The organism is Agrobacterium sp. D14 (assembly GCF_001526505.1).
Lineage (GTDB): Bacteria > Pseudomonadota > Alphaproteobacteria > Rhizobiales > Rhizobiaceae > Agrobacterium > Agrobacterium leguminum.
The window spans coordinates 196,803-222,400 of sequence record NZ_ASXX01000007.1 but is presented as its reverse complement, the minus strand read 5'-3'; the positions used below and the strand labels follow the sequence as shown (position 1 = coordinate 222,400).

At 61.2% G+C, this 25,598-nt stretch carries 25 protein-coding genes and 1 pseudogene; 14 read left to right on the top strand and 12 right to left on the bottom strand.

The annotated features are described in order from the left end of the window. Positions 1–61: 61 nt before the first annotated feature. Entirely contained in the window at positions 62–1,084 is a 1,023-nt protein-coding gene (locus L901_RS06345) for an RluA family pseudouridine synthase (RefSeq protein WP_035259711.1), read from the bottom strand. A gap of 38 nt (positions 1,085–1,122) precedes the next feature. On the opposite strand from L901_RS06345, the gene L901_RS06340 reads away from it, so the two are divergent. Together L901_RS06340 and L901_RS06335 are read left to right on the top strand one after the other, a co-directional pair. After that, a complete protein-coding gene (locus L901_RS06340) occupies positions 1,123–1,515 on the top strand; it encodes a hypothetical protein (RefSeq protein ID WP_059754555.1) in 393 nt (130 codons plus the stop codon). Continuing rightward, entirely contained in the window at positions 1,505–2,359 is an 855-nt protein-coding gene (locus tag L901_RS06335; RefSeq protein WP_059754549.1) for an RNA methyltransferase, read from the top strand. The genes L901_RS06340 and L901_RS06335 overlap by 11 nt, the downstream gene beginning before the upstream one ends. A gap of 219 nt (positions 2,360–2,578) precedes the next feature. Here the strand turns inward: L901_RS06335 and L901_RS06330 are convergent, their stop codons facing one another. Further along, positions 2,579–3,808, bottom strand: coding sequence for a hypothetical protein (locus L901_RS06330; RefSeq protein WP_059754543.1), 1,230 nt, complete (start codon positions 3,806–3,808; stop codon positions 2,579–2,581). A 272-nt stretch (positions 3,809–4,080) separates the two neighbouring features. Continuing rightward, the gene (locus tag L901_RS06325; protein ID WP_003522931.1) at positions 4,081–4,677 is read right to left on the bottom strand and encodes a DUF1134 domain-containing protein; all 597 of its coding nucleotides are present in this window, start codon (positions 4,675–4,677) and stop codon (positions 4,081–4,083) included. 251 nt (positions 4,678–4,928) lie between these two features. Here L901_RS06325 and chpT point away from each other — a divergent pair, with 251 nt between their 5' ends. The 3 genes from chpT (at position 4,929) to L901_RS06310 (ending at position 7,385) form a co-directional block, all read left to right on the top strand. Next, complete coding sequence (gene chpT / locus L901_RS06320; RefSeq protein ID WP_003522930.1) at positions 4,929–5,576, top strand: histidine phosphotransferase ChpT; 648 nt, start codon at positions 4,929–4,931, stop codon at positions 5,574–5,576. Between the two features lie 84 nt (positions 5,577–5,660). Next, positions 5,661–6,188 carry a GNAT family N-acetyltransferase gene (locus L901_RS06315; protein ID WP_059754541.1) on the top strand — a complete coding sequence of 176 codons (528 nt, stop codon included), beginning with the start codon at positions 5,661–5,663 and terminating at the stop codon, positions 6,186–6,188. A 150-nt stretch (positions 6,189–6,338) separates the two neighbouring features. Then, the gene (locus L901_RS06310; RefSeq protein ID WP_059754538.1) at positions 6,339–7,385 is read left to right on the top strand and encodes an alpha/beta fold hydrolase; all 1,047 of its coding nucleotides are present in this window, start codon (positions 6,339–6,341) and stop codon (positions 7,383–7,385) included. A 52-nt stretch (positions 7,386–7,437) separates the two neighbouring features. On the opposite strand, the pseudogene L901_RS06305 reads toward L901_RS06310, so the two are convergent. Continuing rightward, a pseudogene (locus L901_RS06305) lies at positions 7,438–7,954 on the bottom strand (GNAT family N-acetyltransferase). Between the two features lie 229 nt (positions 7,955–8,183). Further along, on the bottom strand, positions 8,184–8,888 hold the full coding sequence (ctrA, locus tag L901_RS06300; RefSeq protein ID WP_003522926.1) for a response regulator transcription factor CtrA: 705 nt from the start codon (positions 8,886–8,888) through the stop codon (positions 8,184–8,186). Between the two features lie 480 nt (positions 8,889–9,368). Between ctrA and L901_RS06295 the strand changes: the two genes are divergently transcribed. Next, positions 9,369–9,719 (top strand): flagellar export protein FliJ, encoded by a 351-nt coding sequence (locus tag L901_RS06295; RefSeq protein ID WP_003491821.1) that lies wholly within the window; start codon positions 9,369–9,371, stop codon positions 9,717–9,719. Positions 9,720–10,005: 286 nt separating this feature from the next. Continuing rightward, positions 10,006–10,209: a DUF1059 domain-containing protein gene (locus L901_RS06290; protein ID WP_003522925.1), complete on the top strand. Its 204-nt coding sequence runs from the start codon at positions 10,006–10,008 to the stop codon at positions 10,207–10,209. Between the two features lie 253 nt (positions 10,210–10,462). Here the strand turns inward: L901_RS06290 and L901_RS06285 are convergent, their stop codons facing one another. The 4 genes from L901_RS06285 to cysQ all read right to left on the bottom strand — a co-directional run bounded on the left by L901_RS06285 (position 10,463) and on the right by cysQ (position 13,594). Continuing rightward, the gene (locus L901_RS06285) at positions 10,463–10,744 is read right to left on the bottom strand and encodes a GNAT family N-acetyltransferase (protein WP_003522924.1); all 282 of its coding nucleotides are present in this window, start codon (positions 10,742–10,744) and stop codon (positions 10,463–10,465) included. A gap of 225 nt (positions 10,745–10,969) precedes the next feature. Next, entirely contained in the window at positions 10,970–11,245 is a 276-nt protein-coding gene (locus L901_RS06280) for a DUF1153 domain-containing protein (RefSeq protein ID WP_003491799.1), read from the bottom strand. Between the two features lie 191 nt (positions 11,246–11,436). Beyond that, entirely contained in the window at positions 11,437–12,477 is a 1,041-nt protein-coding gene (locus L901_RS06275; RefSeq protein WP_059754535.1) for a DUF2793 domain-containing protein, read from the bottom strand. Positions 12,478–12,805: 328 nt separating this feature from the next. Next, on the bottom strand, positions 12,806–13,594 hold the full coding sequence (cysQ, locus tag L901_RS06270; RefSeq protein ID WP_059754532.1) for a 3'(2'),5'-bisphosphate nucleotidase CysQ: 789 nt from the start codon (positions 13,592–13,594) through the stop codon (positions 12,806–12,808). A gap of 335 nt (positions 13,595–13,929) precedes the next feature. On the opposite strand from cysQ, the gene L901_RS06265 reads away from it, so the two are divergent. From L901_RS06265 to L901_RS06235, 7 genes are all read left to right on the top strand, one after another. After that, positions 13,930–14,832 (top strand): branched-chain amino acid ABC transporter permease, encoded by a 903-nt coding sequence (locus L901_RS06265; protein WP_059754529.1) that lies wholly within the window; start codon positions 13,930–13,932, stop codon positions 14,830–14,832. Between the two features lie 49 nt (positions 14,833–14,881). Next, positions 14,882–16,234 carry a high-affinity branched-chain amino acid ABC transporter permease LivM gene (livM, locus tag L901_RS06260; protein ID WP_371259707.1) on the top strand — a complete coding sequence of 451 codons (1,353 nt, stop codon included), beginning with the start codon at positions 14,882–14,884 and terminating at the stop codon, positions 16,232–16,234. Continuing rightward, the gene (locus tag L901_RS06255) at positions 16,234–17,112 is read left to right on the top strand and encodes an ABC transporter ATP-binding protein (protein ID WP_059754523.1); all 879 of its coding nucleotides are present in this window, start codon (positions 16,234–16,236) and stop codon (positions 17,110–17,112) included. The genes livM and L901_RS06255 overlap by 1 nt, the downstream gene beginning before the upstream one ends. After that, positions 17,112–17,840 (top strand): ABC transporter ATP-binding protein, encoded by a 729-nt coding sequence (locus L901_RS06250; RefSeq protein WP_003522918.1) that lies wholly within the window; start codon positions 17,112–17,114, stop codon positions 17,838–17,840. The genes L901_RS06255 and L901_RS06250 overlap by 1 nt, the downstream gene beginning before the upstream one ends. Positions 17,841–18,011: 171 nt before the next feature. Continuing rightward, positions 18,012–18,365, top strand: a complete 354-nt coding sequence (locus tag L901_RS06245) for a DUF6867 family protein (RefSeq protein WP_059754520.1) — start codon at positions 18,012–18,014, stop codon at positions 18,363–18,365. A 119-nt stretch (positions 18,366–18,484) separates the two neighbouring features. Beyond that, positions 18,485–19,603, top strand: coding sequence for a branched-chain amino acid ABC transporter substrate-binding protein (locus L901_RS06240; RefSeq protein ID WP_003522916.1), 1,119 nt, complete (start codon positions 18,485–18,487; stop codon positions 19,601–19,603). Positions 19,604–19,727: 124 nt separating this feature from the next. Beyond that, entirely contained in the window at positions 19,728–20,444 is a 717-nt protein-coding gene (locus tag L901_RS06235; RefSeq protein WP_059754624.1) for a polysaccharide deacetylase family protein, read from the top strand. A 24-nt stretch (positions 20,445–20,468) separates the two neighbouring features. Here the strand turns inward: L901_RS06235 and L901_RS06230 are convergent, their stop codons facing one another. From L901_RS06230 to L901_RS06220, 3 genes are all read right to left on the bottom strand, one after another. Then, positions 20,469–20,993: an AAA family ATPase gene (locus L901_RS06230; RefSeq protein WP_059754518.1), complete on the bottom strand. Its 525-nt coding sequence runs from the start codon at positions 20,991–20,993 to the stop codon at positions 20,469–20,471. 274 nt (positions 20,994–21,267) lie between these two features. Next, positions 21,268–22,197, bottom strand: a complete 930-nt coding sequence (locus L901_RS06225) for a response regulator (RefSeq protein WP_059754515.1) — start codon at positions 22,195–22,197, stop codon at positions 21,268–21,270. Then, entirely contained in the window at positions 22,194–25,583 is a 3,390-nt protein-coding gene (locus L901_RS06220; RefSeq protein WP_059754512.1) for an ATP-binding protein, read from the bottom strand. The genes L901_RS06225 and L901_RS06220 overlap by 4 nt, the downstream gene beginning before the upstream one ends. Positions 25,584–25,598: the final 15 nt, after the last annotated feature.

The window sequence follows — 25,598 nt, the reverse complement described above, 5'->3', positions numbered from 1 at the left end:
ATTATCCGGGGCTTCCGGCGAAATGCATGGCGCAGTTTTTTTGACCGCGCCATGCAGGTTTTCAGCCACGCAATGCGGCGGTCAGCGCTTCCATGTCATCCGGCAGGTCGGTTTCGAATTCCATTACCTCGCCGGTGCGCGGATGTTCGAAAGCGAGCAGATAGGCATGCAGGGCCTGGCGCGGAAAGCCGCGAACGGTGCTCTTTGCCGGTTCTTCGAGAAGGTTCGCCTTGGTGCGAAAGGCCGCGCCATATTCGGGATCGCCGATCAGCGGATGGCCGATATGGGCCATGTGAACGCGGATCTGGTGGGTGCGGCCGGTTTCCAGTCGGCATTCCACCATGGAGGCGAGGCAGGTGGCGTCCGGCCGCTCATGGTAACGTTCCATCACCTCGTAATGGGTGATCGCCTCGCGGGCATCGTCCGAATCCTCGTGCTTGACGGCGCGTTTGGTGCGGTCGGCGCTGCGGCCGAGTGCGGCGTCGATGGTGCCGCGCAGGGTGCGCGGGCGGCCCCAGACGACGGCCTTGTAGGCGCGCTCCAGCGGCCCGGTGCGGCCATGGTCGGCAAATTGCGCGGCGAGATGGCGGTGGGCATTGTCGTTCTTCGCCACGACCATGACGCCGGAGGTTTCCTTGTCCAGCCGGTGCACGATGCCCGGTCGCCTGACGCCGCCAATGCCGGAGAGGCTGTCGCCGCAATGGTGGATGAGGGCGTTGACCAGCGTGCCGGTCCAGTTGCCGGCGCCCGGATGCACGACGAGACCGGCGGGCTTGATGAGCACGATCAGGTCTTCATCCTCATATTCCACGTCGAGCGGAATGTCCTCGCCCTTGGGTTCAGGGTCTTCCGGCTCGGGCATGACGATTTCGATGCGGTCCTTGGGATGCACCTTCTTTTTCGGCTCCGTCACCGGCTGGCCGTTGATGGAGACCGCGCCCTGCTCGATCAGTGCTTTCAAGCGGCTGCGGGAGAAGTCGCCGCCCACTTCGCCTGCCAGCCAGGAATCGAGGCGGCCTTCGGCGTTTTCCCCGGCAATCAGGACTTTCCTTGCGTCTCCGCCTTGTTTAAAGGGGTCGTTCATTCTTATTTTTCCGATCCATCAGCATTTCAGGGAACCCGATGACGCAGATCGAGCAAGACGAACAGGAAGACAAGCCGCTTGATCCGGCCATGGAAAAAGTTCGCCGCAAGATGATCCGTTTGCAGATCGTGTCGGGCTCCGTGATGTTTATCAGCCTTATGGCCGTCTTCGGTGCGGTTGTCTACAAGGCGATGGGGCCGTCGAAGGCGGTTCAGACGCAGAGCGAAGCGCCGAACCTCGCCGTTCCCACCGGTAACGGACCGCTTGCCGTCACCGCCAGCCTGCCGCAGGGCTTCGTCATCGATAATGTCAGCTATTCCGGCGGCGACATGCTATTTTACGGGCGGCTCGCCAATGGCACCCGCAAGGCGCTGGTCTTCAACGTCGCGGCCGGCCGGTTCCTTGCCGATGTGACGGTCGATGGCCAGTGAGGCCAATAAGCTGCTGGACGGGCGGGCGCTGATACCGGTCGAGGACCCGGCCGATCCGCGCATCGCCGCCTTTCGCGATATTCGCGAGCGCGACCTGACCGGGCGTCAGGGCCGTTTCATTGCCGAAGGAACGGTGGTGCTGCGCATGCTGGCCGCCGCCCATAAAGCGGGCGGCGCCTTTGCGGCCGAGAGTATCCTCATCCTCAGAAACCGGCTTTCCGGCGTCGCGGATATCCTTGCCGATTTCCCGCCGGATGTGCCGGTTTATGTGGCTGAAGCGCCGGTGCTGGATGGCATTGTCGGTTTTCACCTGCATCGCGGCATTCTGGCGCTCGGGCGGCGGGTTCAGGATCGCGGACTGGAAGAGATGACGGCGGCACTTCCCGCCTCGTCGCTGGTGCTTGTCGGCTGCGGCATTTCCAATCACGACAATCTGGGTGCGATGTTCCGCAATGCGGCGGCGTTTTATGCCGATGCGGTGTTGCTGGACGAGACGTGCTGCGATCCGCTTTATCGCAAGGCGCTGCGCGTTTCCGTCGGCTCGGTGCTTTCGGTTCCCTGGCATCGCGGCGGCGGGGCGGTGGAGATGCTGGAGCGGCTCTCCGAGGCCGGTTTTGCGATCTGGAGCCTTTCGCCGGGTGGCGAGACCGAGATCCGCGATATTCCCCTATCCGAGCGCATGGCGCTGGTGATCGGCACAGAAGGCGAGGGGCTGCCGCAATCGGTGCTCTCGCGGTTTCATACGGCGCGGATTGCGCAGTCGCCGCAGCTGGATAGCTTGAATGCGGGGACGGCTTCGGGGCTGGCGCTTTATCAGATGGCGGGGGTTATGGGGCGGGTGTGATGCCGAAGCGTATGCGGCTTCACCCCCCTCTGTCCTGCCGGACATCTCCCCCTCAAGGGGGGAGATCAGCTGGGAGCTAACGCTCGCTCATTCGTAACGTTAGAGTTGGGCTGAAGAGTGCCGCATATCGATCTCCCCCCTTGAGGGGGAGATGCCCGGCAGGGCAGAGGGGGGTAAGCCGCACACTCAACGCGGGGTACAACCACACCCACCGAGGACCTAATGTTCCCGCTTCTCCATCACCACCTTCGCCCGCTTCGCAAGGCTCTCCCGCCCCGATGAGCCGGAGGCCTTGGCGAGCAGCGCCGGAATGGGCGATTTCTCGCCCTCCTGCGCGGCGGTGAGCGCGATCATCTCGGCGGCGATCCTTGCGATTTCGCGGCGGATGGGTTCGTCATTGCCGGTGCCGCGCACGTTCAGCAGGCGTTCGGTGAGCGCGGTGCCCTGATTGCGGATATCCTCGATTTCCTGCTCCAGACCTTCCGACGCCGCTGGCTCCGTCACGACCGGGGGGGCTGGCTCCTCTGCGGCCATCGCCGGTGCCGCCTCTTCTTCGGCGGTGGGTGCGGTTTCAGGCGCGGCGGCTGGGGCAGGGGCCGCCGGTTGCGATGGGCTAACCGTTTTCTCGACCGGCACGGCCGGGTTCGGCAGGCGGATGATCATGTCGTTGGCGCGGCCGCCGGTTGCGGCAAGCTGTTCCTTGAGGCGGGCGACTTCCTGGTTGCGCAGCGTCAGCATCGTGTCGAGATCGGCATTTTTCGCCATGACGGTGGCGACCTGTTCCTCAAGCCGTGTGACCTTGCGGCTTTCGCGCGCAACCGCCGTCATCGCCTCCTTGTTGCGGGCTGCCACATCCTGCAATTCGCGGGTCGCAGTCTCGCCTTCCTTGCGGAAACGCGTGGCGCTCTGCTTGGCCTGCTCGGCTTCCAGATCGCGGGTGGCGGCGAGGATTTTCGAATCATCCAGCTCGCGCGTCAGATTGGTGAGGCGGGCGGTGAGATCGGACATCTGGCCGGCGCGCTCGTTGGCGGCCTGCTCCTGTTGTGTAAGGTTCGCCTGTACGGCGCCGGCGTGTTCTTCGGCGGCATCGAGGGCCGCGCGCAATTCGCCGATTTCCAGCGTCAGCTCCTCGATTTTCAGGGAGAAGCTGCGGTTCTGCTCGCCCAGCCGATAGGCATCGCTGGAGGCGGCCTCGTTGGCGAGACGCAGCGAGGTGTTCTTTTCCCGTTCCGTATCCAGTTCCTGGCGGACCTTGGCGTTTTCGGCGGCGTAGAGCGCACGCGCCATGTCCTTCTGGGCGCGCACTTCCTGCGGGCTGATGGGCATCGTCGCGCGTATGCGGTTTTCCGTATAGGCGACGATGCGGCGGTGGATCGCGGGTGCGATCAACAGGGCCAGCAGGGTTGCGGTGAGAAAACCCAATCCGAAGAGAATGGCATATTCGATCACGCGGGACAGTCTCCGAAACTCAGATACGCGCGCATTCGGAAAGAGGGGCGCGAAAGCACGTTACGCTATTATTGCAACCGTGGGGAGGGGGCTCCCGGCAATTGCACAGGCGGTGCCGGCGCCACTTGTTTCTTCTCCCCGCGGGGGAGAAGTCCGCGGCAGCGGGATGAGGGGGCAAGGGTGGTGAGATACAGCAACGTTGCCCCCTCATCCGGCCCTTCGGGCCACCTTCTCCCCGCCGGGGAGAAGAAAGACGCGGCACCCTCGCATAATCAGAAGGGGTTCCAGGTCGGCTGCTGGGTGAGCTTCAGGTAACCGACATTGATGCCAAGGCGCGCGCCGATGCCGGTGCGGATGGGGGCAAGGGTCACGTCGCTGCTCTTCAGATAGGTCATGCCGACGCCGGCGACGATGAAGGCGGAGCCGCTCACACCGCCGTAACGGCGGTAAAGCGCATCGACGGAGGGCAGGTTGTAGACCAGCATCATGGCGCGGGTGCCCTGGCCGCCGTAATCGAGGCCGAGCGACGGGCCCTGCCAGAAGACCGGGTGCTGGCCGGCATTCTTGGTGTAAAGCGTGCCTTCGCCATAGGTGAGGCCCGCGACGAAGGCGCCGGAGCCTTCCTGGCCTAGAATGTAACCGTTTGGAAGACCGTATTGCTGGAAGGCGCGCTCCACCACCTTGGCAAGGCCGCCGGTGGTTTCACCGAAGAATCCGTGGCCTGCATCCACGACTTCCTGGAAAGAATATTGATCGCTGTTCTGGGCCGCGGCCGGTGCGACCCATATCAGTAGGCTCGCAAGGAGCGCGACAATCTTTCCCAGTCCGAGGCGTGCAATGGTGCGGGTTTTCGTAAGGCGCATCGTCATGTCCGTCCGTCTGTTTCGTTAGCGCATCGGTTCGAAAATCCGAATCGGTTTTCGAAAGGGCCGATGCGCAGAGTCAAAGTTCTACAGCATGTTTCGCGCATCCTTGCGGATACACGGGGCTCCAGTGTGGCCTGTTAAGGCATTTGGCATTTTGAAACCATCCTATTAACAATCGGTTTACCAAATATGGTGTCATTATGGCTTAACAATTTCCACACCGTCCGCGCCTCCCTTGCGCAGGAGAGAATTTTATGACCAGCAAACTCAATATCACGCTGTCCGGTCCCGATCTGGCGGCTCTTCTGTGCAGCCGTGTGTGCCATGACGTTATTTCTCCTGTCGGCGCCATCAATAACGGCCTCGAACTCCTGGACGAGGGCGGCACGGATGACGATGCGCTCGATCTCATCCGCACGTCAGCCCTTAACGCATCCGTGCGGCTGAAGTTCGCCCGCCTTGCTTTCGGTGCTTCCGGCTCCGCCGGCGCGTCCATCGACACCGGCGAGGCCGAAAAAGCCGCCCAGGATTTCGCCGCCGCCGAAAAGAAGGCGGAGGTGAGCTGGAACGGCCCGCGCGCCATCGTTGCGAAGAATCGTGTCAAACTTCTGCTCAACCTCTTCCTCGTGGCTTATGGCGCCATTCCGCGCGGCGGTAATGTGGATGTGCTGCTGGAAAGCCCCGACGGCGACGCCAGGTTCGAAATCACCGTCAAGGGTCGGATGATGCGCGTGCCGGCCAAGTTCGTGGAAATTTACGAGGGCAGGCTGGAAGAGGCGGTCGACGCCCATTCCGTTCAGCCCTATTACACGCTGCTTCTGGCCGAGGAGGCCAATATGGCGGTGGAATACAAGGTGCATGACGACCGCATCGTGTTTACCGCCAAGACGGTTGCCGAGTGACCGTTCAATCGCCGATCTGAATTTGTGAAGGGCCGGGCCCGCGTCTACCGACGCGCCGGCCTTTTTCGTTTGGGGAGCATGTTCATGACACGTCTGACAACCGCTCGCCTTGTCCTGCGGCCGCATGCAATCGCGGATGAAGCGCTTTATCGCGCCTTCTGGGGCGCGGATGTTCCGCAGATCGAAGGGGTCGTATCGATTGCGCCGCTGGACCCGGAACTCGCCTTCGCCCGGCTTTTGCGTTTTCTGGGCCATTGGTCCGCTTTCGGCTTCGGCCCCTTTGTGGTGGAAGAGCTGGCCACGGGGCGCATCGTGGGCGAGGTGGGTTTTGCCCATATGCGCCGTGGCAACGGTGAGGATTTCGATGGCGTGCCCGAGGCGATGTGGAAAATCGACGGGGCGCTGGTGGGCAAGGGTGTCGCGACCGAGGCGGTGGAGGCGGCGCTGCGATGGTTCGATGATCGTGGGATTTCGCAGCGGACCGTCTGCATGATCAATCCGCTCAACAGCCCGTCGCTGGCCATAGCCGCCCGATTCGGCTTCCGGCCATTTCGCGATACGGCGTTCCGCGACAGCCCCGTTCGGCTTTTCGAGCGGATCGCGGATATCTAGAGCATTTCTGAGTAAGAGTGCGACGCGGCTTTCTCAAGCGCCCGGTGTTGCTGTCTCGAATCGCGTTTCAGGACGACCTGAAACCTGTTTGAGGTCTCGGCGGGCGGCGGATTGAACCAGGAGTTGGTCATATCAACTCCGGAGCATCCCATGCGCTATCTTCTTCTGGCGGCCATCGTCATTTTTTCCACTGTCCAGTCCGCAATGGCGGAAAGCGGCATCGGTTTTAAACAGGTCGAATTGCCGGATGAGGCCGGTTCGAGAACGCTAGCCGTTTCATTGTGGTACCCGGCCGCGCCGTCGGGCAAAAGCGAGATCGTCGGCGAAAATGCCGCCTTTTACGGCCTTGAGGTTCAACCGGGTGCTTCCCTTCTTGACGGTTCACGTCCTCTCATATTGCTGTCGCACGGTTTCGGCGGAAGCTGGCGCAATCTGAACTGGATTGCCGGTGAGCTTGTGCGGGAAGGTTATGTCGTGGCCGCCCCGGATCACGGCGGCGAATCGTTCACCGAAGAAAATGCGACCGAGATCGTTCCATTGTGGGAACGGCCGCGCGACATCAGCAGAACGCTGACCGCATTGCTCGGCGATGACCGATTCGCCGGCAGGATCGACGCGACGCGCATCGCCGTAATCGGCCATTCCCTCGGCGGCTGGACCGCAATGGAGCTGGTTGGCGCGCGATACAGCGCCGATCTTGCCCTGAAGGATTGTCGCGGGGAGACGCGCCCGCCGCAATGCAAGGCTCCGCGGCTGCTCGCCAAAGTCGGGGTTGTCGGTGACGGCAGAGCCGATCCGCGTCTTTCGATGGATTTGAAGGATACCCGCATCCGCGCCGCCATCGCGCTGGATCTCGGGCCGGCCGCCGGTTTCCTGCCGGAGACGCTGCAAGCCGTCGGCGTGCCGGTTCTGGTTCTGGCCGCGGGTGTGGAAACACCAGAGATCGCCGCCATCAAGGCCGATTCCGACTATATTGCCCGGCATCTGCCAAAGGCGACGACCGTTTATCGGGAAATACCGGATGCCAGCCATTTCAGCTTCATGCAGATTTGCAGGCCGAACGGCGAAAAGATCGTGGAGGAGCTTTCACCGGGCGAAGGTTTCGTCTGCCGGGATGGCGGCGGCAGGGACCGCGCGGCCATCCATGCGCAGATCGCGGAGGCGATCCTCGGCTTTCTGAAAGCGGAAATGCGCTAAGTCGGGTTTTCCGGACGCCTCGTGGCCGGATGGTCCTGAGGCTTCCCTTTTTTCAAACGGCACTTACCGGATGGTGCCGATAAACGAGATCTTCGGGATCGGAACGGGGCGCTGCCGGGTCGAGCCTGCCGCCGATTCGTTCGGCGACGGCCGCGGATTTGCGGTTCTGCGGCGAGACGTAGCTGACAAGCGTGGGCAGGTTCAGGGTCTTGAAGGCCCAGTCGCGCAGCGCCGAGGCGGCTTCCGCCGCATAGCCGCGCCCTTCATGGCCGTCGTAAAGCAGCCAGCCCAGTTCCTTTTCCGGAAACAGCGGGCCGTGATTGATGCCGACCTGGCCGACACATTGTCCCGTTTCGCCAAGCTCGATCATCAGCGCGCCATGGCCGAAAAAGTACCAGTTGGCCTGATCGTGGCAGAACACGCCCCATGTTTTCCAGAGATCGTACGGTCCGCCGACACCGACGGGAGCGTGGCGACGCCATGAAGTCCCGATAGGCGGGAAAGTCTGTGATCATCAGCGGGCGCAGCGTCAGGCGTTCGGTCCTGATGGTGGGGATGGTGTGATTCATCTGCCGTCGTCCTTTGGCGATGTGTGGCTAGGTTTTTCTCCCCCTCATTCCTGTGCTTGTCACAGGAATCCAGTCGACGCGCGTCTGCGCGGCGGGAGAGTCCTTTCAGCCCAAGGACTTGGGCTGGCTGGATTCCTGTGACAAGCACAGGAATGAGGGAGAGAAAATCGCAACAAAAAACCCGCCGTTTCCAGCGGGTCTTTTAAAAACTGTCCTGTTCCGGAATGGATCAGGCGGTTTCGAGGAATTCCGTCGCGCCATCCGGCTCGCGCAGAACATAGCCGCGGCCCCAGACGGTTTCGATGTAGTTTGCGCCGCCAGCGGCGTTTGCGAGCTTCTTGCGCAGCTTGCAGATGAAGACGTCGATGATCTTCAGTTCCGGTTCGTCCATGCCGCCATAGAGGTGGTTCAGGAACATTTCCTTGGTCAGCGTCGTGCCCTTGCGCAGCGAAAGCAGCTCGAGCATCTGATATTCCTTGCCGGTCAGGTGAACGCGCTGGCCGCCCACTTCAACCGTCTTGGCATCGAGATTGACGATCAGCTCGCCAGTGGCGATGACCGACTGTGCATGGCCCTTGGAACGGCGGACGATGGCGTGAATGCGGGCAACAAGCTCGTCCTTGTGGAACGGCTTCGTCATGTAATCGTCTGCGCCGAAGCCGAGGCCGCGAACCTTGTCCTCGATGCCGGCCATGCCGGACAGGATGAGGATCGGCGTCTTGACCTTGGAGAGGCGAAGCGTTCTCAGAACCTCGTAACCCGACATGTCGGGCAGGTTGAGGTCGAGAAGAATAATGTCGTAATCATAGAGCTTGCCGAGGTCCACGCCTTCCTCACCGAGGTCGGTCGTGTAGACGTTAAAGCTCTCCGACTTGAGCATCAGTTCAATGCTCTGCGCTGTCGCGCTGTCGTCTTCAATAAGTAGAACCCGCATAATTATCCCCTTTGCCGCCCGCGAACCGGTAAATCATTGCCTCGCGCGATGCGGATCCAGACGTTGCCTGATTTGCAGGCTGCCACCAAATGGTTAACAAATTCTAATTGCCTTTGGCAAGGTGTATCGAATTTATTAAGCAAAGTAGGCATTTCGCTGTTTTTGCACGTGAATCCACCATCGCCAAAATTGAAGCTTAACGTGAGGAAATCCCGTTAAGTGATTCAATCGACTCTTACATCGTCGGGTCCATTTTTTTGGACCTGGCATTTACCGACCCTTAAATGATCGTCGTTATCATTAACGATGCCCGTAAACGAAAGGTTAACGACGGCGGTTTTTTATTAACGTCGGGTAACTTTTGGGAATCATTCCGGGACAGGGGTCAACCCTTACGGAAAAACGGGCGGGTTAAACGGGCCGATCAGGGTGGCATAGTGCCTTTTTGATCCGGGTCTCGCTATCCATGGAGTATTGCGTATGAAGTCGCGTGACAGCCTGGTTCGCCTGAAGGAATTTCAGGTCAATGAAAAACGCCGGCAGCTTAACCAGCTGCAGCAGATGATGTCCGAGTTCGAGCGGATGGCAAAGGAACTGGTGCATCAGATATCTCTGGAAGAGAGCAAGTCGGGCATTACCGATCCGACGCATTTCGCCTATCCGACCTTCGCCAAGGCCGCGCGCCAGCGGGCGGATAATCTTCAGGTCTCGATCCGTGAGCTGAAGGCCCAGCAGGAAGCGGCCGAAGCTTCGCTGGAAGAAGTGCAGGCCGAATATGAAAAGGCCGCCGCACTGGAAAACCGCGACGGAGCCATCCGCGCCCGCGCCTGACCTATAGGCGCAGGAATTTACGAAGATCGTCCTCATTGACGGCTGCCGGTGGATCAGGAGGCGGCTTTCAATGACGGGACGCCATGCTTTTTTCGAAAGGCCGCTCCTTCAGGGCGGCCTTTTGTTTTGCCGCGTCGCCGGTGTTTCCCGCCGGGACGGTCAGGCCTGATTTCGATTGTCCGGAGGTGGGGAAAGGCGTATTTTACGGGGGTTCCGACCGTGAGCCGGAGGCTTTTACGCGCACGCGCCCCGTGCGGGTGCGGGCGGCACTTGCAGGGAGGAAAAAATGGCCCGCCAATATATCGATTGCCGCGAATTCCCCAGTGACAGCAGATGCACCGTCGCCATCTCCGCCGATTCTCCGGAGGAACTTATGGAAGCGGCCGTGCAACACGCCGTGGCCGTGCATGGCGCAAAGGATACGCTTGAATTCCGTGAAGAAGTCCGCCGGAGCATGCATGCCGGGACGCCGCCGTTGAAGGTGGCGTGACGCGGCGGATCGACGCCCTTTTGTATGAATACCGCGATATTTGGAACGGTTGTGAGGGATTGAGCGTAAGCCGCTTGTTTCTTCTCCCCGCCGGGGAGAAGGTCGCGGCAGCGGGATGAGGGGGCAAGTTCTCGATTTATCGCCAATGTCGCCCCCTCATCCGACCCTTCGGGCCACCTTCTTCCCGGCGGGGAGAAGAAATATGCCGCGACGCTTGCGATTATTCTGCCCTCAGACAGAAGATAAAGCGTCCTTACCCCTGAATAACATCCGCCCATTCGGCATGGCGCAACGTCTGGGCCTTGAAGAACGGGCAGAGCGGAATGATTTTCCAGCCGCCCTTGCGGGCTTCATCGATTGCATGGGCGGCAAGCGCCTGGCCGACGCCTTTGCCGCGTAGCGCATCGGGCACGCCGGTATGGTCGATGATGATGAGGGAAGGGGAGGTGCGCGAATAGGTCATCTCCGCCTTATGGCCGTCGATGGTCGCGGAATATTCGCCGTGCGATCCGGTTTCGGTTGTCTTGATGTCCATGATGAGCGCCTTCCGCATTGCTGTTCGTTGTCGCCACTGTAACGGCTTCAGCCTGAATTGAAACAGCGGGATAGCGAACGCAGCGGACACAAACCGGCGACAATCGCCGGCTTTGTGGGGCAGTTCTCAGGGGGAAATCCGAAATCAAACCGAAAACCCCGTCGAGGATCCGGCGGGGCGTTCTGGACATTCGGTCTGGGCGCGTTTTCGCGCCGGCGCACTGTTTTAGTGGCGATATTGCTGAATGCGCGTGGTGCGCAGGCCGGCAAGGCCATGATCGGCAATCGAGGACTGCCAAGACAGGAATTCTTCGACGGTGAGCGTATAACGCTCGCAGGCTTCCTCGAGGCTCAACAGTCCACCGCGTACCGCGGCAACCACCTCCGCCTTTCTGCGAATGACCCAGCGACGGGTATTGGCAGGCGGAAGATCCGCGATCGTCAGAGGGCTGCCATCGGGGCCGATGACATATTTAACTCGTGGGCGTATCATTTCGGTCATTGGACACTCTATACAAACTCAAGACCATATGACGGGAACTCTATCCCGGTACCTTTAAAAATTGCCTAAGCAGCTCGTGACAATTTATTAAGAATTTGAACGGTTTCGCCTGATTTGTTCGAGTCGCCTTATTTTGCCGGGAAAAAATTTTTCCAAAAATCGCAATTTTTCTCTCTCATCGGTTGTTTCCGTCAGAGTGCCGCAAGCGAAAGGCACGTTTTCCCGCTGCCCTGGGTAAATTCCGCCGTTCCCTCATGCTGCAGCCGCAGGCGGTCGCCGGCGTCGAGGGAAAGGATGGAGGTTGCCGACTGCGATGTGCCTGACGTCGATGCATCGCCGGCGATGCCGAAACTGGCCGCCGCGCCATTGATGAAAAGCGTCACCCGGTGGCCGGAAGAGGAGGCCACGGCGAGCGTCAGGGCCGCCAGATAAGGGCCCTTTACCGGAACCACGAGTTCACGCCCACCGCCGCTCACCGCATCGCCGAGCGCAAAGCCGCCCTCGGCGATGGAGAGCACGGAAAAACCCGTCGCCGCGCCATTGGCGGGTTTCGTCGTGCCCGCCGTCAGGCCGGCGACGGCGAGCGGGCGGTTCGGCATCGAGACCCGGCCGTCGCCGCTGCAGAGAAGTGCGGTGTGCCATGAGGCGCCATCCTTGCTGGTCTTGATCGAAAACCCGTCAGTGCCGGCAAGGCCCATTTCCGCCCGGCCGCTCCAGCCGGACTGGAACAGCAGCGAGGCGGTATCGCCCTTGCCCGCCTTGTTGATCGTCATGCGGTGGCTGCCACCTTCTTCGGCGTGGGTGAAGAGGCTGGCGGGGGAGGTGAGCGCCAGCCGGTTGGTGGCGTCGGCCTCCGTGCCGATGCCCAGCCTTTCCAGCCGGCCGGCGGCCGGCAGCGGCATGTCGCGCCAGTTGCTGTCGCGCAGGATGCGATATCTGCTCTCGGCCGCAAACCATGCCGTCCAGCCGGGCTGCGGCGTGATCGAGAGCCAGGCACCATCCTGCCGGAAGGCGAGCCTGCCGCCCTTGCCGGCCCAGTCGCCCGTGGCATCGGCGGAGAGGAGGAAACAATCCCCTTCCGCTGCATTATCGGGTGGCGCGGTGACGATGGCCTTGATGACCAGTTGCACGATCGCATCCAGCCTTTGCAGGGCTTCGTTGTGGGTGACGTGTTTCTGTGCCTGCGAGGGGAGGATATAGGGAAGCCGAAGTCTCGCCGTCTGTTCCGTCATGATGTGCCTTCCGCGCTGCGGTGTTTCGTTGCGGGGCATTGTGGGGCGGTAGCGTGGGGTGGGGATGAGAGGGGATGGGATTATTTTTTGGGGGGCTTCGGCGTATGCCGCTTCACCCCCCTCTGCCCTGCCGGGCATCTCCCCCTCAAGGGGGGAGATCGACTCGTGGATAGGTCTCGCCTATCACCACGTTTGCGAATGAAGCGGTGGTAGCGCCTCCTGCCGATCTCCCCCCCCCCCTTGAGGGGGAGATGCCCGGCAGGGCAGAGGGGGGTGAAGCGGCATACGCCGAAGCTCACCAATGGCCGCAGCAAACGCCGAGCGCCCGTTACCCCGCGTGCTCCACTGCCATCGCCCCTTCGGCAATGAAATCCGGATTGGCCAGCGCATCCTCGCCGTCACCCCTTACCGCATATGCAAGCGGCCTGCCCTCGCAATCGAGCGTCCTGCCGCCCGCAGCGCGCAGCACGGCGTCGCCGGCGGCCGTGTCCCACATCATGGTGCGGCTAAAGCGGGGGTAAATATCGGCGGCGCCCTCGGCCAGCATGCAGAATTTCAGCGAGGAGCCGACGGAGATGCAGTCCTTCAGCCCGTGTTCGGCCACGAAGGCTTCCGTTTTCGCCGTGCAATGCGAGCGGCTGATCAACGCCACGGGGGAAGCGCCGCGCTGGCGCGCCCGGATGGGGTGGCGCGACAGGATGACGCCTTCGCCGGAAATGGCGAGCTTTTCGGCGGCATTGTCCTCGCCCGTCCAAGCCTGTCCGCGGCAGGGGGCGTAAACCACGCCGGCCACCGGAACGCCGTTGCGGATGAGCGCGATGTTGACGGTGAAATCGTCCTTGCCGGAAATGAATTCCTTGGTGCCATCCAGCGGGTCGACGAGGAAGAATTCCGCACCGGTTTCCGGCAGGATGCCGCTCGATACCGCCTCTTCGGCAACCACGGGGATATCGGGAAAATGGGCGGCGAGCGCCGCAAGAATGATCGCCTCGGCGCGCTGATCGGCCTCGGTCACCGGCGAGCAGTCGTCCTTATACGACACATGCGGGCCGGCACGGTGGACCGCCATGATGGCCTGCCCGGCGTCCAGCGCCGCTTTCGTCAATATGTCGATCATCTCTTTGCCAATTGATCCCGTCTGCGGGATATCGCCGTTCCGATCTTCGCTACTCCTTTGCCCGCTGCCCGTCAAATAATGGCGTCGGACAATGCTGAAATAAGCATCCGGCCGTCATTTTTTCAGCACTTCCTGCCAAAATCATGGCTCTTTTGACCGGGAAAGCGGCAGTCCATGTGGAAATTCCAAATTTTGTGCAGGATCGCCCGTTTTTGACTTCACATTTTTAACGAACACGATATGCATTTTGGGGGTGGGGGCCTGCCTTTAAAGGGCGCTCCTATAATTAACATAACGAGGCGTGGCCCATTCGAGGTCGTGCCCGGGGGAAAGACATGGAGTATTTTATCCAGCAGCTCATCAACGGGCTGACTCTTGGATCGATCTACGGCCTCATCGCTATCGGCTATACGATGGTTTACGGCATCATCGGCATGATCAACTTCGCCCACGGCGATATTTTCATGCTCGGCGGCTTCGCCGCGCTGATCGTTTTCCTGATCGTGACATCTTTTGTCGCCGGCATTCCGGTGGCGCTTCTTCTGCTTCTGATGATGGTCGTCGCCATGCTGATGACCGGCCTGTGGAACTGGGTGATCGAACGCGTCGCCTATCGCCCGCTCAGAGGCTCCTTCCGTCTTGCACCGCTGATCACGGCCATCGGCATGTCGATCGCGCTGTCCAACTTCATTCAGGTGACGCAGGGTCCGCGTAACAAGCCGATCCCGTCGATGGTGACGGAAAGCTATCATTTCGGCGCCGTCACCGTGTCGCTGAAGCAGCTCATCATCATGGTCGTCACCTCGGTGCTGCTCTTCGCTTTCTGGTATATCGTCAACAAGACCCCGCTCGGCCGGGCGCAGCGCGCCACCGAACAGGACCGCAAGATGGCGGCGCTGCTGGGCGTCGATGTCGACAAGACGATCTCCATCACCTTCATCATGGGTGCGGCGCTGGCCGCCGTCGCCGGTACGATGTATCTGATGTATTATGGCGTGGCCTCGTTCAGCGATGGTTTCGTCCCCGGCGTCAAGGCGTTTACCGCAGCCGTTCTCGGCGGCATCGGCTCGCTTCCGGGCGCTGTTCTCGGCGGTCTGCTGATCGGCCTCATCGAATCGCTGTGGTCGGCCTATTTTTCCATCGCCTACAAGGATGTCGCGGCATTCGGCATCCTGGCTTTCGTGCTGATCTTCAAGCCGACCGGTATTCTCGGTCGTCCGGAAGTCGAGAAGGTGTGATCCCATGACCAATATCGCTTCCGACAACGCTGCTTCCAGCCCGAGCCTGATGGCGGCGGCTGTGAAGGAGGGCCTGATTGCGGGCCTCATCTCGTTCGGCATGTTCATTCTTTATGTCGGCATCGTCACCTATCAGGATATCAATAACCAGCTGATCTGGGGCACCCGCTGGGGGCTTCTGGCGGTCTTCGTTGGCATTGCCGCTGTCGGCCGTTTCCTCGTCGTCGGCTTCATCAAGCCGTCGCTGGATCGTCGCAAGCTGGCCAAGGCCAAGAGCGGCGTGCTGGAGATTTCCGAAGAGAAGGGCTTTTTCCACAAGCACTTCCTGAAGCTGGCGCTGGTCCTGCTGCTGCTTTATCCCGTTATCGCCGTGCAATTGTTCGGCTTTCAGGGTTCGCTGAAATTCGTCGACAATTTCGGCATCCAGATCCTGATCTATGTGATGCTGGCCTGGGGCCTCAACATCGTCGTCGGCCTCGCCGGCCTGCTCGATCTCGGTTACGTGGCCTTTTATGCGGTCGGCGCCTATTCCTATGCGCTGCTCTCCAGCCATTTCGGCCTGTCCTTCTGGGTGCTCCTGCCGGTCGCCGGCATTCTCGCGGGCTTCTGGGGCATCATCCTCGGTTTTCCGGTGCTTCGTCTTCGCGGCGACTATCTGGCAATCGTGACGCTCGCCTTCGGTGAAATCATCCGCCTCGTGCTTTTGAACTGGACGGATGTGACCAAGGGCACCTTCGGCATTTCCGGCATCGCCAAGGCGTCCGTTTTCGGCATCTGGTCCTTCGATGTCGGCGCGTCGAACAATTTCGCCAAGGCCTTCGGCCTGTCGATGTCGTCGGCCTATTACAAGATCTTTCTGTTCTATGTGATCCTGCTGCTTTGCATGCTGACGGCCTATGTGACCATCCGCCTGCGCCGCATGCCGATCGGCCGTGCCTGGGAAGCGCTGCGCGAGGACGAGATCGCCTGCCGTTCGCTCGGCATCGATACCGTCATCACCAAGCTCACCGCCTTTGCGACGGGCGCGATGTTCGGCGGTTTTGCCGGCTCCTTCTTCGCCGCGCGTCAGGGTTTCGTGTCGCCGGAAAGCTTCGTCTTCCTCGAATCCGCCGTCATCCTCGCCATCGTCGTTCTTGGCGGCATGGGCTCGCTGACGGGTATCGCCATTGCGGCGCTGGTCATGGTCGGCGGCACCGAGCTTCTGCGCGAAATGGAGTTCCTGAAGCATGTCTTCGGGCCCGACTTCACGCCTGAACTTTACCGTATGCTGCTCTTCGGCCTTGCCATGGTCATCGTCATGCTGTTCAAGCCGCGCGGCTTCGTCGGCTCGCGTGAACCCACGGCCTTCCTCAAGGAACGCAAGGCCGTCTCCGGCAGCTTTACCAAGGAAGGTCACGGTTGATGGCTTCCGGAACGGCAACAATGACACCCAATACGACTGGCGATACGATCCTTAAGGTCGAACATCTCTCGATGCGCTTCGGCGGCCTGATGGCCATCAACGACTTCTCCTTCGAGGCGAAGCGCGGCGAGATCACGGCGTTGATCGGCCCCAACGGTGCTGGAAAGACCACGGTTTTCAACTGCATCACCGGCTTCTACAAGCCGACCATGGGCATGATCACCATGCGCCAGCAAAGCGGCGAGGCGCATCTTCTCGAGCGCCTGCCGGATTTCGAAATCACCAAGAAGGCAAAGGTGGCGCGCACCTTCCAGAACATCCGCCTGTTTTCGGGCCTCACCGTTCTGGAAAACCTGCTGGTGGCGCAGCACAATGCGCTGATGAAGGCCTCGGGTTACACGATCCTCGGTCTTCTCGGCCTGCCCGCTTACCGGCGGGCGGTGGATGCCTCTATCGAAAAGGCTAAATACTGGCTGGAAAAGGCCGATCTGATCGACCGCGCCGACGACCCGGCCGGCGACCTTCCCTATGGTGCGCAGCGCCGTCTGGAAATCGCCCGCGCCATGTGCACGGGGCCGGAGCTTTTGTGCCTCGACGAGCCGGCCGCCGGCCTCAACCCGAAGGAATCGCTGGCGCTCAACGCGCTCTTGCGCGGCATCCGCGGCGAGGGCACGTCGCTGCTCCTCATCGAGCACGACATGTCCGTGGTGATGCAGATTTCCGACCATGTGGTGGTTCTGGAATATGGCCAGAAGATTTCCGACGGCACGCCGGACCATGTGAAGAACGACCCGAAGGTCATCGCCGCCTATCTGGGTGTCGAGGATGATGAAGTGGAAGACGTGATTGCGGAAGAACTCGACGGAGGAGCGGCCTGATGTCCGGTGAACCGCTTCTGAAAGTCCAGGGTGTCGAAACCTATTATGGCAATATCCGTGCTCTGGCCGGTGTCGATGTCGAGGTCAAAAAGGGTGAGATCGTCAGTCTGATCGGCGCGAACGGCGCCGGCAAGTCGACGTTGATGATGACCATCTGCGGCAGCCCGCAGGCGCGCGCCGGCCAGGTGATCTTCGACGGCGAGGATATTACCCATCTGCCGACCCATCTCATCGCCCGCAAGCGCATTGCCCAGTCGCCCGAAGGCCGACGGATTTTCCCGCGCATGACGGTGCTGGAAAACCTGCAGATGGGCGCCAATCTCGACAACCTGAAATATTTCAAGGAAGACGTCGAGAAAATCTTCGTGATGTTCCCGCGCCTGAAGGAGCGCCAGAGCCAGCGCGGCGGCACGCTTTCCGGCGGCGAGCAGCAGATGCTTTCCATCGGCCGTGCGCTGATGGCACGGCCGAAGCTCCTGCTGCTGGACGAGCCGTCGCTCGGTCTCGCACCCTTGATCGTCAAGGGCATTTTCGAGGCGATCAAGAAACTCAACCAGGAAGAGGGGCTGACCGTCTTCCTCGTGGAGCAGAACGCCTTTGCCGCGCTGAAGCTTTCCGACCGCGCCTATGTGATGGTCAACGGCAAGGTGACGATGAGCGGTTCGGGCAGGGAACTGCTTGCCGATCCGCAGGTGCGCGCCGCCTATCTGGAAGGCGGACGGCACTGAAAGATTTTACTTGCGCCGGACGTCTTGCGGCGCAAGATTGCAAACGGCGACCCGCCGCCGCCTTGGCGCCAAGCGGCGGGACGCGAACAATAAAATGCCCGGCGGGAAAACGGCGGGACGACAGACAAGGCAGGGCCTGGGCGTTTGCGCCCGGCACTGATGGGGAAAGAGATGCAGGGCCTTTTTTTCGAAACCGATAACGGCGTGCGTTATGTTCTGCGCGCACTGGTTGTTCTCCTGGGCTTCTGGACGGCATGGCGCACGGGCAGATCCGTGGCCGATGGCTGGGGCGGTTATACGCGGGTGGTGATCTACACGCTCGCACTCGGGCTGGTGATGCGGTTTCTGCATCACGCGCTCTTCAACGGGCCGTTCATCAACGGCTTCTACTACGTGTTTGACGTCGTTCTTCTTCTGGTCTTTTCCAGCGTCGGTTTCCGCATGCGCAGGACGAGCCAGATGGTCAATAATTACTATTGGCTCTACGACCGCACGTCGGCATTCTCCTATAAAAAGAAAAATTGACAGCCGGTCTTTTCCGGGGTCACTAATACTCGGCAGAGTGGAACGTTTCCTGTTCGGTTAAGGTGGGTACTGAACAGGTCCTTGCAATCAACCCATCCAAAGGAACTGGGAGTAAAGTAATGAAGAAGTCTCTTCTTTCCGCTGTCGCGCTGACCGCCATGGTCGCGTTTGGCGGTTCGGCCTGGGCCGATGTCGTGATCGCTGTCGGCGCACCGCTGACCGGCCCGAACGCTGCTTTCGGCGCTCAGATCCAGAAGGGTGCCGAACAGGCCGCGAAAGACATCAATGCCGCCGGCGGTATCAATGGCGAGCAGATCAAGATCGTGCTGGGCGACGACGTATCCGACCCCAAGCAGGGTATTTCGGTTGCCAACAAATTCGTCGCTGACGGCGTGAAATTCGTTGTCGGTCACTTCAACTCCGGCGTTTCCATTCCGGCTTCTGAAGTTTATGCCGAAAACGGCATTCTCGAAATCACACCCGCCGCAACCAACCCGGTCTTTACCGAGCGCGGCCTGTGGAACACGTTCCGTACCTGCGGCCGTGACGACCAGCAGGGCGGCATTGCCGGCAAGTACCTGGCCGATCATTTCAAGGACGCCAAGGTCGCCATCATTCACGACAAGACGCCTTACGGTCAGGGCCTTGCCGATGAAACCAAGAAGGCTGCCAATGCCGCTGGCGTGACGGAAGTCATGTATGAAGGCGTCAACGTCGGCGACAAGGACTTCTCCGCGCTGATCTCCAAGATGAAGGAAGCCGGCGTTTCCATCATCTACTGGGGCGGCCTGCACACCGAAGCCGGCCTCATCATCCGTCAGGCGGCTGACCAGGGCCTGAAGGCCAAGCTCGTTTCGGGCGACGGTATCGTCTCGAACGAACTTGCTTCCATCGCCGGCGACGCCGTCGAAGGCACGCTCAACACCTTCGGCCCCGATCCGACGCTGCGCCCGGAAAACAAGGAACTGGTAGAGAAGTTCAAGGCCGCCGGCTTCAACCCGGAAGCCTACACGCTCTACTCCTATGCCGCGATGCAGGCGATTGCCGGTGCGGCGAAGGCCGCCGGTTCCGTGGAGCCGGAAAAGGTTGCCGAGGCCCTGAAGTCCGGCACCTTCCCGACCGCGCTCGGCGAGATTTCCTTCGACGAGAAGGGTGACCCGAAGCTTCCCGGCTACGTCATGTACGAATGGAAGAAGGGTCCGGACGGCAAGTTCACCTACATCCAGCAGGGCAGCTAAGCCCTTCTGCGACACCCTATCGAAGCCCGGCAGCGATGCCGGGCTTTTTGTTTGCGGTCTCGGCCACACTAGGGACAACAAGGCAGGAAACTAATCCTCTCGGGAACTGCAATGAGGGATGGCAATGACGACAAAACGAGCCGTGTCGCTCTTCCTTGTTCTCGCCGTGCTGGCGACGGCGCTTGTCGGCCTGCATTTCTTCAGCAAATCCCGGACGACGCAATTATTCGGCGGCATCATCGCAAGGGTTGAAACAGCGAGGCCGATGGTGGCGCTGACTTTCGACGACGGGCCGTCGGTGCGTTTCACGCCTGATGTCCTGGCGATCCTGAGGGAGCGCGGGGTAAAAGCGACTTTCTTTTTGACCGGTAAGGAGACCGAAGAGAATCTGCCGCAGGCGCGCATGATCGTCAGCGACGGGCATCAGATCGGCAACCATAGTTACACGCATTCCAACATGATGCTGATGGGGCTGGCGCGGATCGGGGACGAGATCGAGCGCACCGATGCGGCCATTCGGGCTGCGGGTTATGAAGGCGAGATCATGTTCCGCCCGCCCTATGGCAAGAAGCTGCTGACCTTGCCCTGGTATCTTTCCCGGCATGACCGGAAAACCATCATGTGGGATGTCGAGCCGGAATCCTTTCCCGATGTCGCCGAGGATGCTGCCGCCTTCGCCAGACACGTCATCGAGCGGACCGGAAACGGCTCCATCATCATCATGCATGTCATGTATCGAAGCCGCGAGATATCCCGGCAGGCTTTGCCCTTGATCATCGACGGTCTGCGTCAACGCGGGTTTGAGTTTGTCACCGTCTCGCAATTACTCGAAAACCGCTGACGCCCGTTCTCTTGCCAGAGCGGTTCAGTCGATCCGGGTCAGAATAAAGTCCGCACGTTCCCCTATGCCGGATTTCGGAAGCACGGAAATATCGTAGCCAAGTTCGTCATAGTCGCGGAGCAAACGCTCATATTCCTCGACCGCCGCATCGAAGCCGTGCTTGCGCTCGCTGTCGCCCCTGTAGATTTCCGGCCATGGCGGGGTGAGGAAGACCAGACGATTATAGCGGTGCGCAACCCGCAGCGTCTCGATGAAAGCATCGCCATTTATATGGCGAAGCGCTGAGGCGGCGTCGATCAGACCGCGATCGAAGAAGACCGGGCCTTCCGGTGGGGCTTTTTGCCGATCTTCGAGCGCCATGGCGATGGCGCGGCGGGCAAAGGCTTCGATGTCGATCCACGGCAGGGCCGTGCCGCCATTGCGGGTTTCTTCGATGACGATGCGGCGGCCGGGTTCTTCCACGGTGGCGAAACCGCGTCGGGCAAGCTCGGCGAGAAGCGTGGATTTTCCGCCGCCGGAGCAGCCGGAAAGGATGGTGAAACGGTCCATGGGAACGTCCTCCTTGTTGGGGGATGCGAGGCATGTATGTGGGAATGGGTTGCGGCGTTGCCGCCTGTTTCTTCTCCCGAGGGGGAGAAGGTGGCCCGAAGGGTCGGATGAGGGGGCAACGTTGCCGGATTTCGGAGGGCTAGCCCCCTCATTCCGCTGCCGCGGACTTCTCCCCGGCGGGGAGAAGAAACAAGCGGCGGACGCTCGCCCAATAAGCGGACGTCGTGAACTCAAGCGGAATATGTCGGACAACCTACCATAATAATGGCTGTCGTCACCCCTGATGCAGAATATGCGCCGCCTTCACGGCCGCCGATGCCCGGTTTTCCACCCCGAGCTTCACATAGATCTGCTCCAGATGCTTGTTCACGGTTCTCGCGGAAAGGCCGAGGATATCGCCAATATCGCGGTTGGATTTGCCCTTCGCGATCCACAGCAGCACTTCCGATTCCCGGGCGGTGAGGGAAAAATGTTCGCGCAGCAGGTGGTCGCCGGATTTCTCATTGGCGGCGGTGAGGCGGAAGAGGAATTCATCCGGCCCCATGGCGCCAAGGAAGGACAGCTGCAGGGCAGGCCGCCCGGCCTCGGTGATCGTCAGCGGCACGTCGCGGCCGGTTTCCGCCGCCGCCCGTTCTGCGAGCCAGCGGCCGATATTGCTGGTGACGATTTCCATGCCGTCGTCGCGGCCGGTGGCGGCGTTGACGAGCCGCGTCGCCTGCGGCGTCGACCAGTGGATGGCACCATTGGCGCGCACGGCGAGCAGGTGGCGGCCGGCGGCGTCGAGCGCGACGCGGGCGCTCTGTGCCGAGCGGGCATTGGAGAGATGGACGCGGATGCGGGCGCGCAGCTCGTCTATATTGATCGGCTTGGTCAGATAATCGACGCCGCCGGATTCGAGCGCCCGCACCACATGTTCTGTTTCCGTGAGCCCGGTCATGAAGATGACGGGCACCTGCGCCACCGCCGCATTGGCCTTCAGGCGGCGGCAGGTCTCGAAACCGTCCATGGCCGGCATGACGGCGTCGAGCAGGATGATGTCGGGCGTGATGCGTTCGGCAATGTTGAGCGCGGCCTGGCCGGAGGTGGCGATGAGGGCGGAAAAGCCGGACTGTTCCAGCGCATCGGTGAGGAACCCCAGTGCCTCCGGGCTGTCATCCACCAGCAATACGATGTCTCTCGGGGCTGCCGCCGCCTGACCGCTCATGCCTTGCCGTCTCCCGTGTCACTATCCGCAAATCGTTTGAGAAAATGCGCGTAACCAGCCAGATCGAAGGCCTGCACATAGGTGCCGAGCTCCTGCGTGAAGGGCAGGTTTTCCGTGTTGCGGGCAAGATCGGCGAGTTTCGCCTCGATGCCGCGTATGTAGCCTATTTCGCCGAGCCGCTGCAAATCCTGAATGTGAATTGCGCCGGGATGGACGATCTGCGCTACGGGCGATGGCGGGGGCGGCATATCCGCCTCGTAAATCCATTTCAGGCCGAGATGCACGGCAAGCCTGTCGCAAAGCTGGCGGATATCGACAGGCTTGGCGATGGCGTCATTGTGGTTGTCTTCTCCAGCACCCGCCACGGTTCCGTCACCGATATTGGCCGAGAGCATGATGAGCGGGGCGGTCTGGCCGGCTTCACGCAGTTTCGTCACAAGCTGCCAGCCGGTCATGCCGGGCATCGAAATATCGATGAGGAAAAGGTCGGGCTTCACGCCTTCGATGAGCGTCAGGCATTCCGGCCCGCTCTGCGCCGTCAGCACTACGAAATCCAGCGGCGAGAGCACCTGCCGCATCAGTTCGCGATGATCCTCATTGTCATCGACCACGACGATGGTGCGGCGCGGGCCGGAATAGGAGCGAATGGTCTTTTCCGCCGCCGGCGCCGTGCTTGGCCGGTGCACGGCAGAGAGCATGAGGCGCACGCGGAAAGTGGAGCCTTCATCCTTTGCACTGGAAACGGAAATTTCGCCGCCGAGCGTGTTGGTGAGGAGCCTTGTGATGGTGAGGCCAAGGCCGAGGCCCGGCATGGGGCGCACGCTGTCTGCCTCGCCGCGCTGGAAGGGCTCGTAGATGCGGGCGAGGTCTTTTTCGGCAATGCCGCGGCCGGTATCGGAGACGGTGAAACTCGCCACCTGGCTGCGATAGCCGACATCGAAGGTGACGGCGCCCTCATCGGTGAACTTGATGGCGTTGGAGATGAGGTTGACGAGGATCTGGCGCAGCCGCTTTTCATCGGTGCGGACATATTGCGGCAAAGCGCGGGAGCGGTCATGGCGGAACTCCAGCCCCTTGGCCTGCGCCTGCGGGCGGAACATGTCGACGATCTGGTCGAGGAAATCCTGAATATTGATCTCGTTGGAATAGACCTGCAGGCGGCCGGCCTCGATCTTGGAAATATCGAGAAGCCCGTCGATCAGGCCGGACAGGTGATCGGCCGAGCGGCGGATGACCTTGATCGCCGATTGCCGGGGCGGGGGAATGGTGTCGTCGCGTTCGAGGATCTGGGCATACCCCAGAACAGCATTGAGCGGCGTGCGCAATTCATGGCTGAGGCCCACCACATACCGGCTCTTGGCGCGGTTGGCGGCCTCGGCCGTTTCCTTGGCGTCCTGAAGGGCGGCATCAGTCTTTTTGTGGGCGGCGATTTCCTTCAGCAGCAATGTGTTCTGGCGCGAGGATTCCTCTTCCGCCACCACCCGGCTGTCATGGGCGAGCACGAGGAACCAGCAGACGATGCCGGCAATGACGGCGAAGACGAAAAACACGATGAGGATGGTGCGGTTCACCACATCGGCCGTTTCTGGCGAGGCGGTGCCGACCTGATGGGCGATCATCGCGAGAATGCCGCCGATGGCGGTGACGGCAATCGCCGCCGCCATGCCGTAACGTCCGAGCCGGGTGGCGAGTTTGGCCACCAGCTGATCCGGCAGGAAGGATTTCGCGACGGTGGCGACCTGATAGTTCAGCTTGGCCTTCGGCTTGCACATGTCGTGGCAGCGGCTGTCCAGCGAGCAGCAGAGCGAACAGATCGGCGCGGCATAGGCGGGACACCAGGCCATGTCTTCCGGCTCGAAGGGGTGTTCGCAGATGGAGCAGGTGATGCTGCTTTCCTCACGCCACTTCTGGCGTGGCTTGCGGGCGAGGTAGAATCTGCCCTTCGTGCCCCATGCAATCAGCGGCGAGGCGATGAAAGCGACGATCAGCGTCAGATAGGGCGCGAGCGATGCGGCGAGCGGGCCAAAGGCGCCGAAATGCGCCATCAGCGCAATGGTGGCCGAAAGCGCCATGGAGCCGACGCCCACGGGGTTGATATCGTAAAGATGGGCGCGCTTGAATTCGATGCCGGGCGGGGCAAGGCCGAGCGGCTTGTTGATGAAGAGATCGGCGGAAATGGTGCAGAGCCACGCCATGGCGATGATGGAGAAGATGCCGAGTGTTTCTTCCAGCAGCCGGTAGATGCCGAGCTCCATCAGAAGCAGCGCGATCGCCACGTTGAAGACCAGCCAGACGACGCGGCCGGGGTGGCTGTGGGTGAGGCGCGAGAAGAAGTTCGACCATGCGAGCGAACCCGCATAGGCGTTCATGACGTTGATCTTCAGCTGCGAGACAACCACGAAGGCGACCATCAGCAGCATGGCGGCGGTTTCGTTGGGGATCATGTAACCGAAGGCTGTGAGATACATCTGCGCCGGATCGGCGGCGCGGTCCACCGAAACGCCGGAGCTGAAGGTAAGTACCACGAGGAAGGAGCCGGCCAGCAGCTTCGGCACGCCGACGACGACCCAGCCCGAGCCCGCCAGGAACACCGCAATGCGATGGCGCAGGCGGCTTTGCCCTTCGGCCGGCAGGAAGCGCAGGAAGTCCACCTGTTCGCCGATCTGCGACATCAGCGCCAGAATGACGGCGGAGGCCGCGCCGAATTCCACGAGGTTGAAATCCGCGACCGTTCCCGGCGGGCCGGAGGCGTGATGAATGCCGGCAAAGGCGCGCCAGAGATCGTATTTTTCCCAGTCCAACAAAGCGATGAACACGAAAGGCAGGACGTTGAGGATGATCCAGAAGGGCTGGGTGATGATCTGGAAACGGCTGATGAGGCGCACGCCGTGGGTGACGAGCGGAATGACCATGACGGCCGAGATGATGTAGCCGATCCACAGCGGAATGCCGAGCGCCAGTTCCAGCGCGCCGGACATGATCGACGCCTCGATGGCGAAGAGCATGAAGGTGAAGGCGGCATAGATCAGCGAGGTGATGGTGGAGCCGATATAACCGAAGCTCGCGCCGCGCGTCAGAAGATCGATATCGACACCGTGGCGGATAGCATAACGGCTGATCGGCAGGCCGACGGCCAGCATGGCGATGGCGGCGACGAGGATGGCGTAAAAGGCGTTGGTGGTGCCGTAGGAGAGCGTGATGGCCCCGCCGATGGCTTCCAGCGCCAGAAAGGAAATCGCGCCGATGGCGGTGTGGGAAATGCGGTTGGAGGAAAATTGCCGGGCGCTTTTGGCGGTGAAGCGCAGCGCATAATCTTCCAGCGTCTGGTTGGCGACCCAGCGGTTATATTCGCGCCTGACGGGGATGATGCGTTGCCGTGCGGCCATGCCTATCGAGCGCCT

Bases quoted from the DNA above. Each gene is read 5' to 3' on its own strand.
- L901_RS06345 (WP_035259711.1), bottom strand. From the start codon at position 1,084: ATGAACGACCCCTTTAAACAAGGCGGAGACGCAAGGAAAGTCCTGATT.
- L901_RS06340 (WP_059754555.1), top strand. From the start codon at position 1,123: ATGACGCAGATCGAGCAAGACGAACAGGAAGACAAGCCGCTTGATCCG.
- L901_RS06335 (WP_059754549.1), top strand. From the start codon at position 1,505: ATGGCCAGTGAGGCCAATAAGCTGCTGGACGGGCGGGCGCTGATACCG.
- L901_RS06325 (WP_003522931.1), bottom strand. From the start codon at position 4,677: ATGACGATGCGCCTTACGAAAACCCGCACCATTGCACGCCTCGGACTG.
- chpT (WP_003522930.1), top strand. From the start codon at position 4,929: ATGACCAGCAAACTCAATATCACGCTGTCCGGTCCCGATCTGGCGGCT.
- L901_RS06315 (WP_059754541.1), top strand. From the start codon at position 5,661: ATGACACGTCTGACAACCGCTCGCCTTGTCCTGCGGCCGCATGCAATC.
- L901_RS06310 (WP_059754538.1), top strand. From the start codon at position 6,339: ATGCGCTATCTTCTTCTGGCGGCCATCGTCATTTTTTCCACTGTCCAG.
- ctrA (WP_003522926.1), bottom strand. From the start codon at position 8,888: ATGCGGGTTCTACTTATTGAAGACGACAGCGCGACAGCGCAGAGCATT.
- L901_RS06295 (WP_003491821.1), top strand. From the start codon at position 9,369: ATGAAGTCGCGTGACAGCCTGGTTCGCCTGAAGGAATTTCAGGTCAAT.
- L901_RS06290 (WP_003522925.1), top strand. From the start codon at position 10,006: ATGGCCCGCCAATATATCGATTGCCGCGAATTCCCCAGTGACAGCAGA.
- L901_RS06285 (WP_003522924.1), bottom strand. From the start codon at position 10,744: ATGGACATCAAGACAACCGAAACCGGATCGCACGGCGAATATTCCGCG.
- L901_RS06280 (WP_003491799.1), bottom strand. From the start codon at position 11,245: ATGACCGAAATGATACGCCCACGAGTTAAATATGTCATCGGCCCCGAT.
- L901_RS06275 (WP_059754535.1), bottom strand. From the start codon at position 12,477: ATGACGGAACAGACGGCGAGACTTCGGCTTCCCTATATCCTCCCCTCG.
- cysQ (WP_059754532.1), bottom strand. From the start codon at position 13,594: ATGATCGACATATTGACGAAAGCGGCGCTGGACGCCGGGCAGGCCATC.
- L901_RS06265 (WP_059754529.1), top strand. From the start codon at position 13,930: ATGGAGTATTTTATCCAGCAGCTCATCAACGGGCTGACTCTTGGATCG.
- livM (WP_371259707.1), top strand. From the start codon at position 14,882: ATGGCGGCGGCTGTGAAGGAGGGCCTGATTGCGGGCCTCATCTCGTTC.
- L901_RS06255 (WP_059754523.1), top strand. From the start codon at position 16,234: ATGGCTTCCGGAACGGCAACAATGACACCCAATACGACTGGCGATACG.
- L901_RS06250 (WP_003522918.1), top strand. From the start codon at position 17,112: ATGTCCGGTGAACCGCTTCTGAAAGTCCAGGGTGTCGAAACCTATTAT.
- L901_RS06245 (WP_059754520.1), top strand. From the start codon at position 18,012: ATGCAGGGCCTTTTTTTCGAAACCGATAACGGCGTGCGTTATGTTCTG.
- L901_RS06240 (WP_003522916.1), top strand. From the start codon at position 18,485: ATGAAGAAGTCTCTTCTTTCCGCTGTCGCGCTGACCGCCATGGTCGCG.
- L901_RS06235 (WP_059754624.1), top strand. From the start codon at position 19,728: ATGACGACAAAACGAGCCGTGTCGCTCTTCCTTGTTCTCGCCGTGCTG.
- L901_RS06230 (WP_059754518.1), bottom strand. From the start codon at position 20,993: ATGGACCGTTTCACCATCCTTTCCGGCTGCTCCGGCGGCGGAAAATCC.
- L901_RS06225 (WP_059754515.1), bottom strand. From the start codon at position 22,197: ATGAGCGGTCAGGCGGCGGCAGCCCCGAGAGACATCGTATTGCTGGTG.
- L901_RS06220 (WP_059754512.1), bottom strand. From the start codon at position 25,583: ATGGCCGCACGGCAACGCATCATCCCCGTCAGGCGCGAATATAACCGC.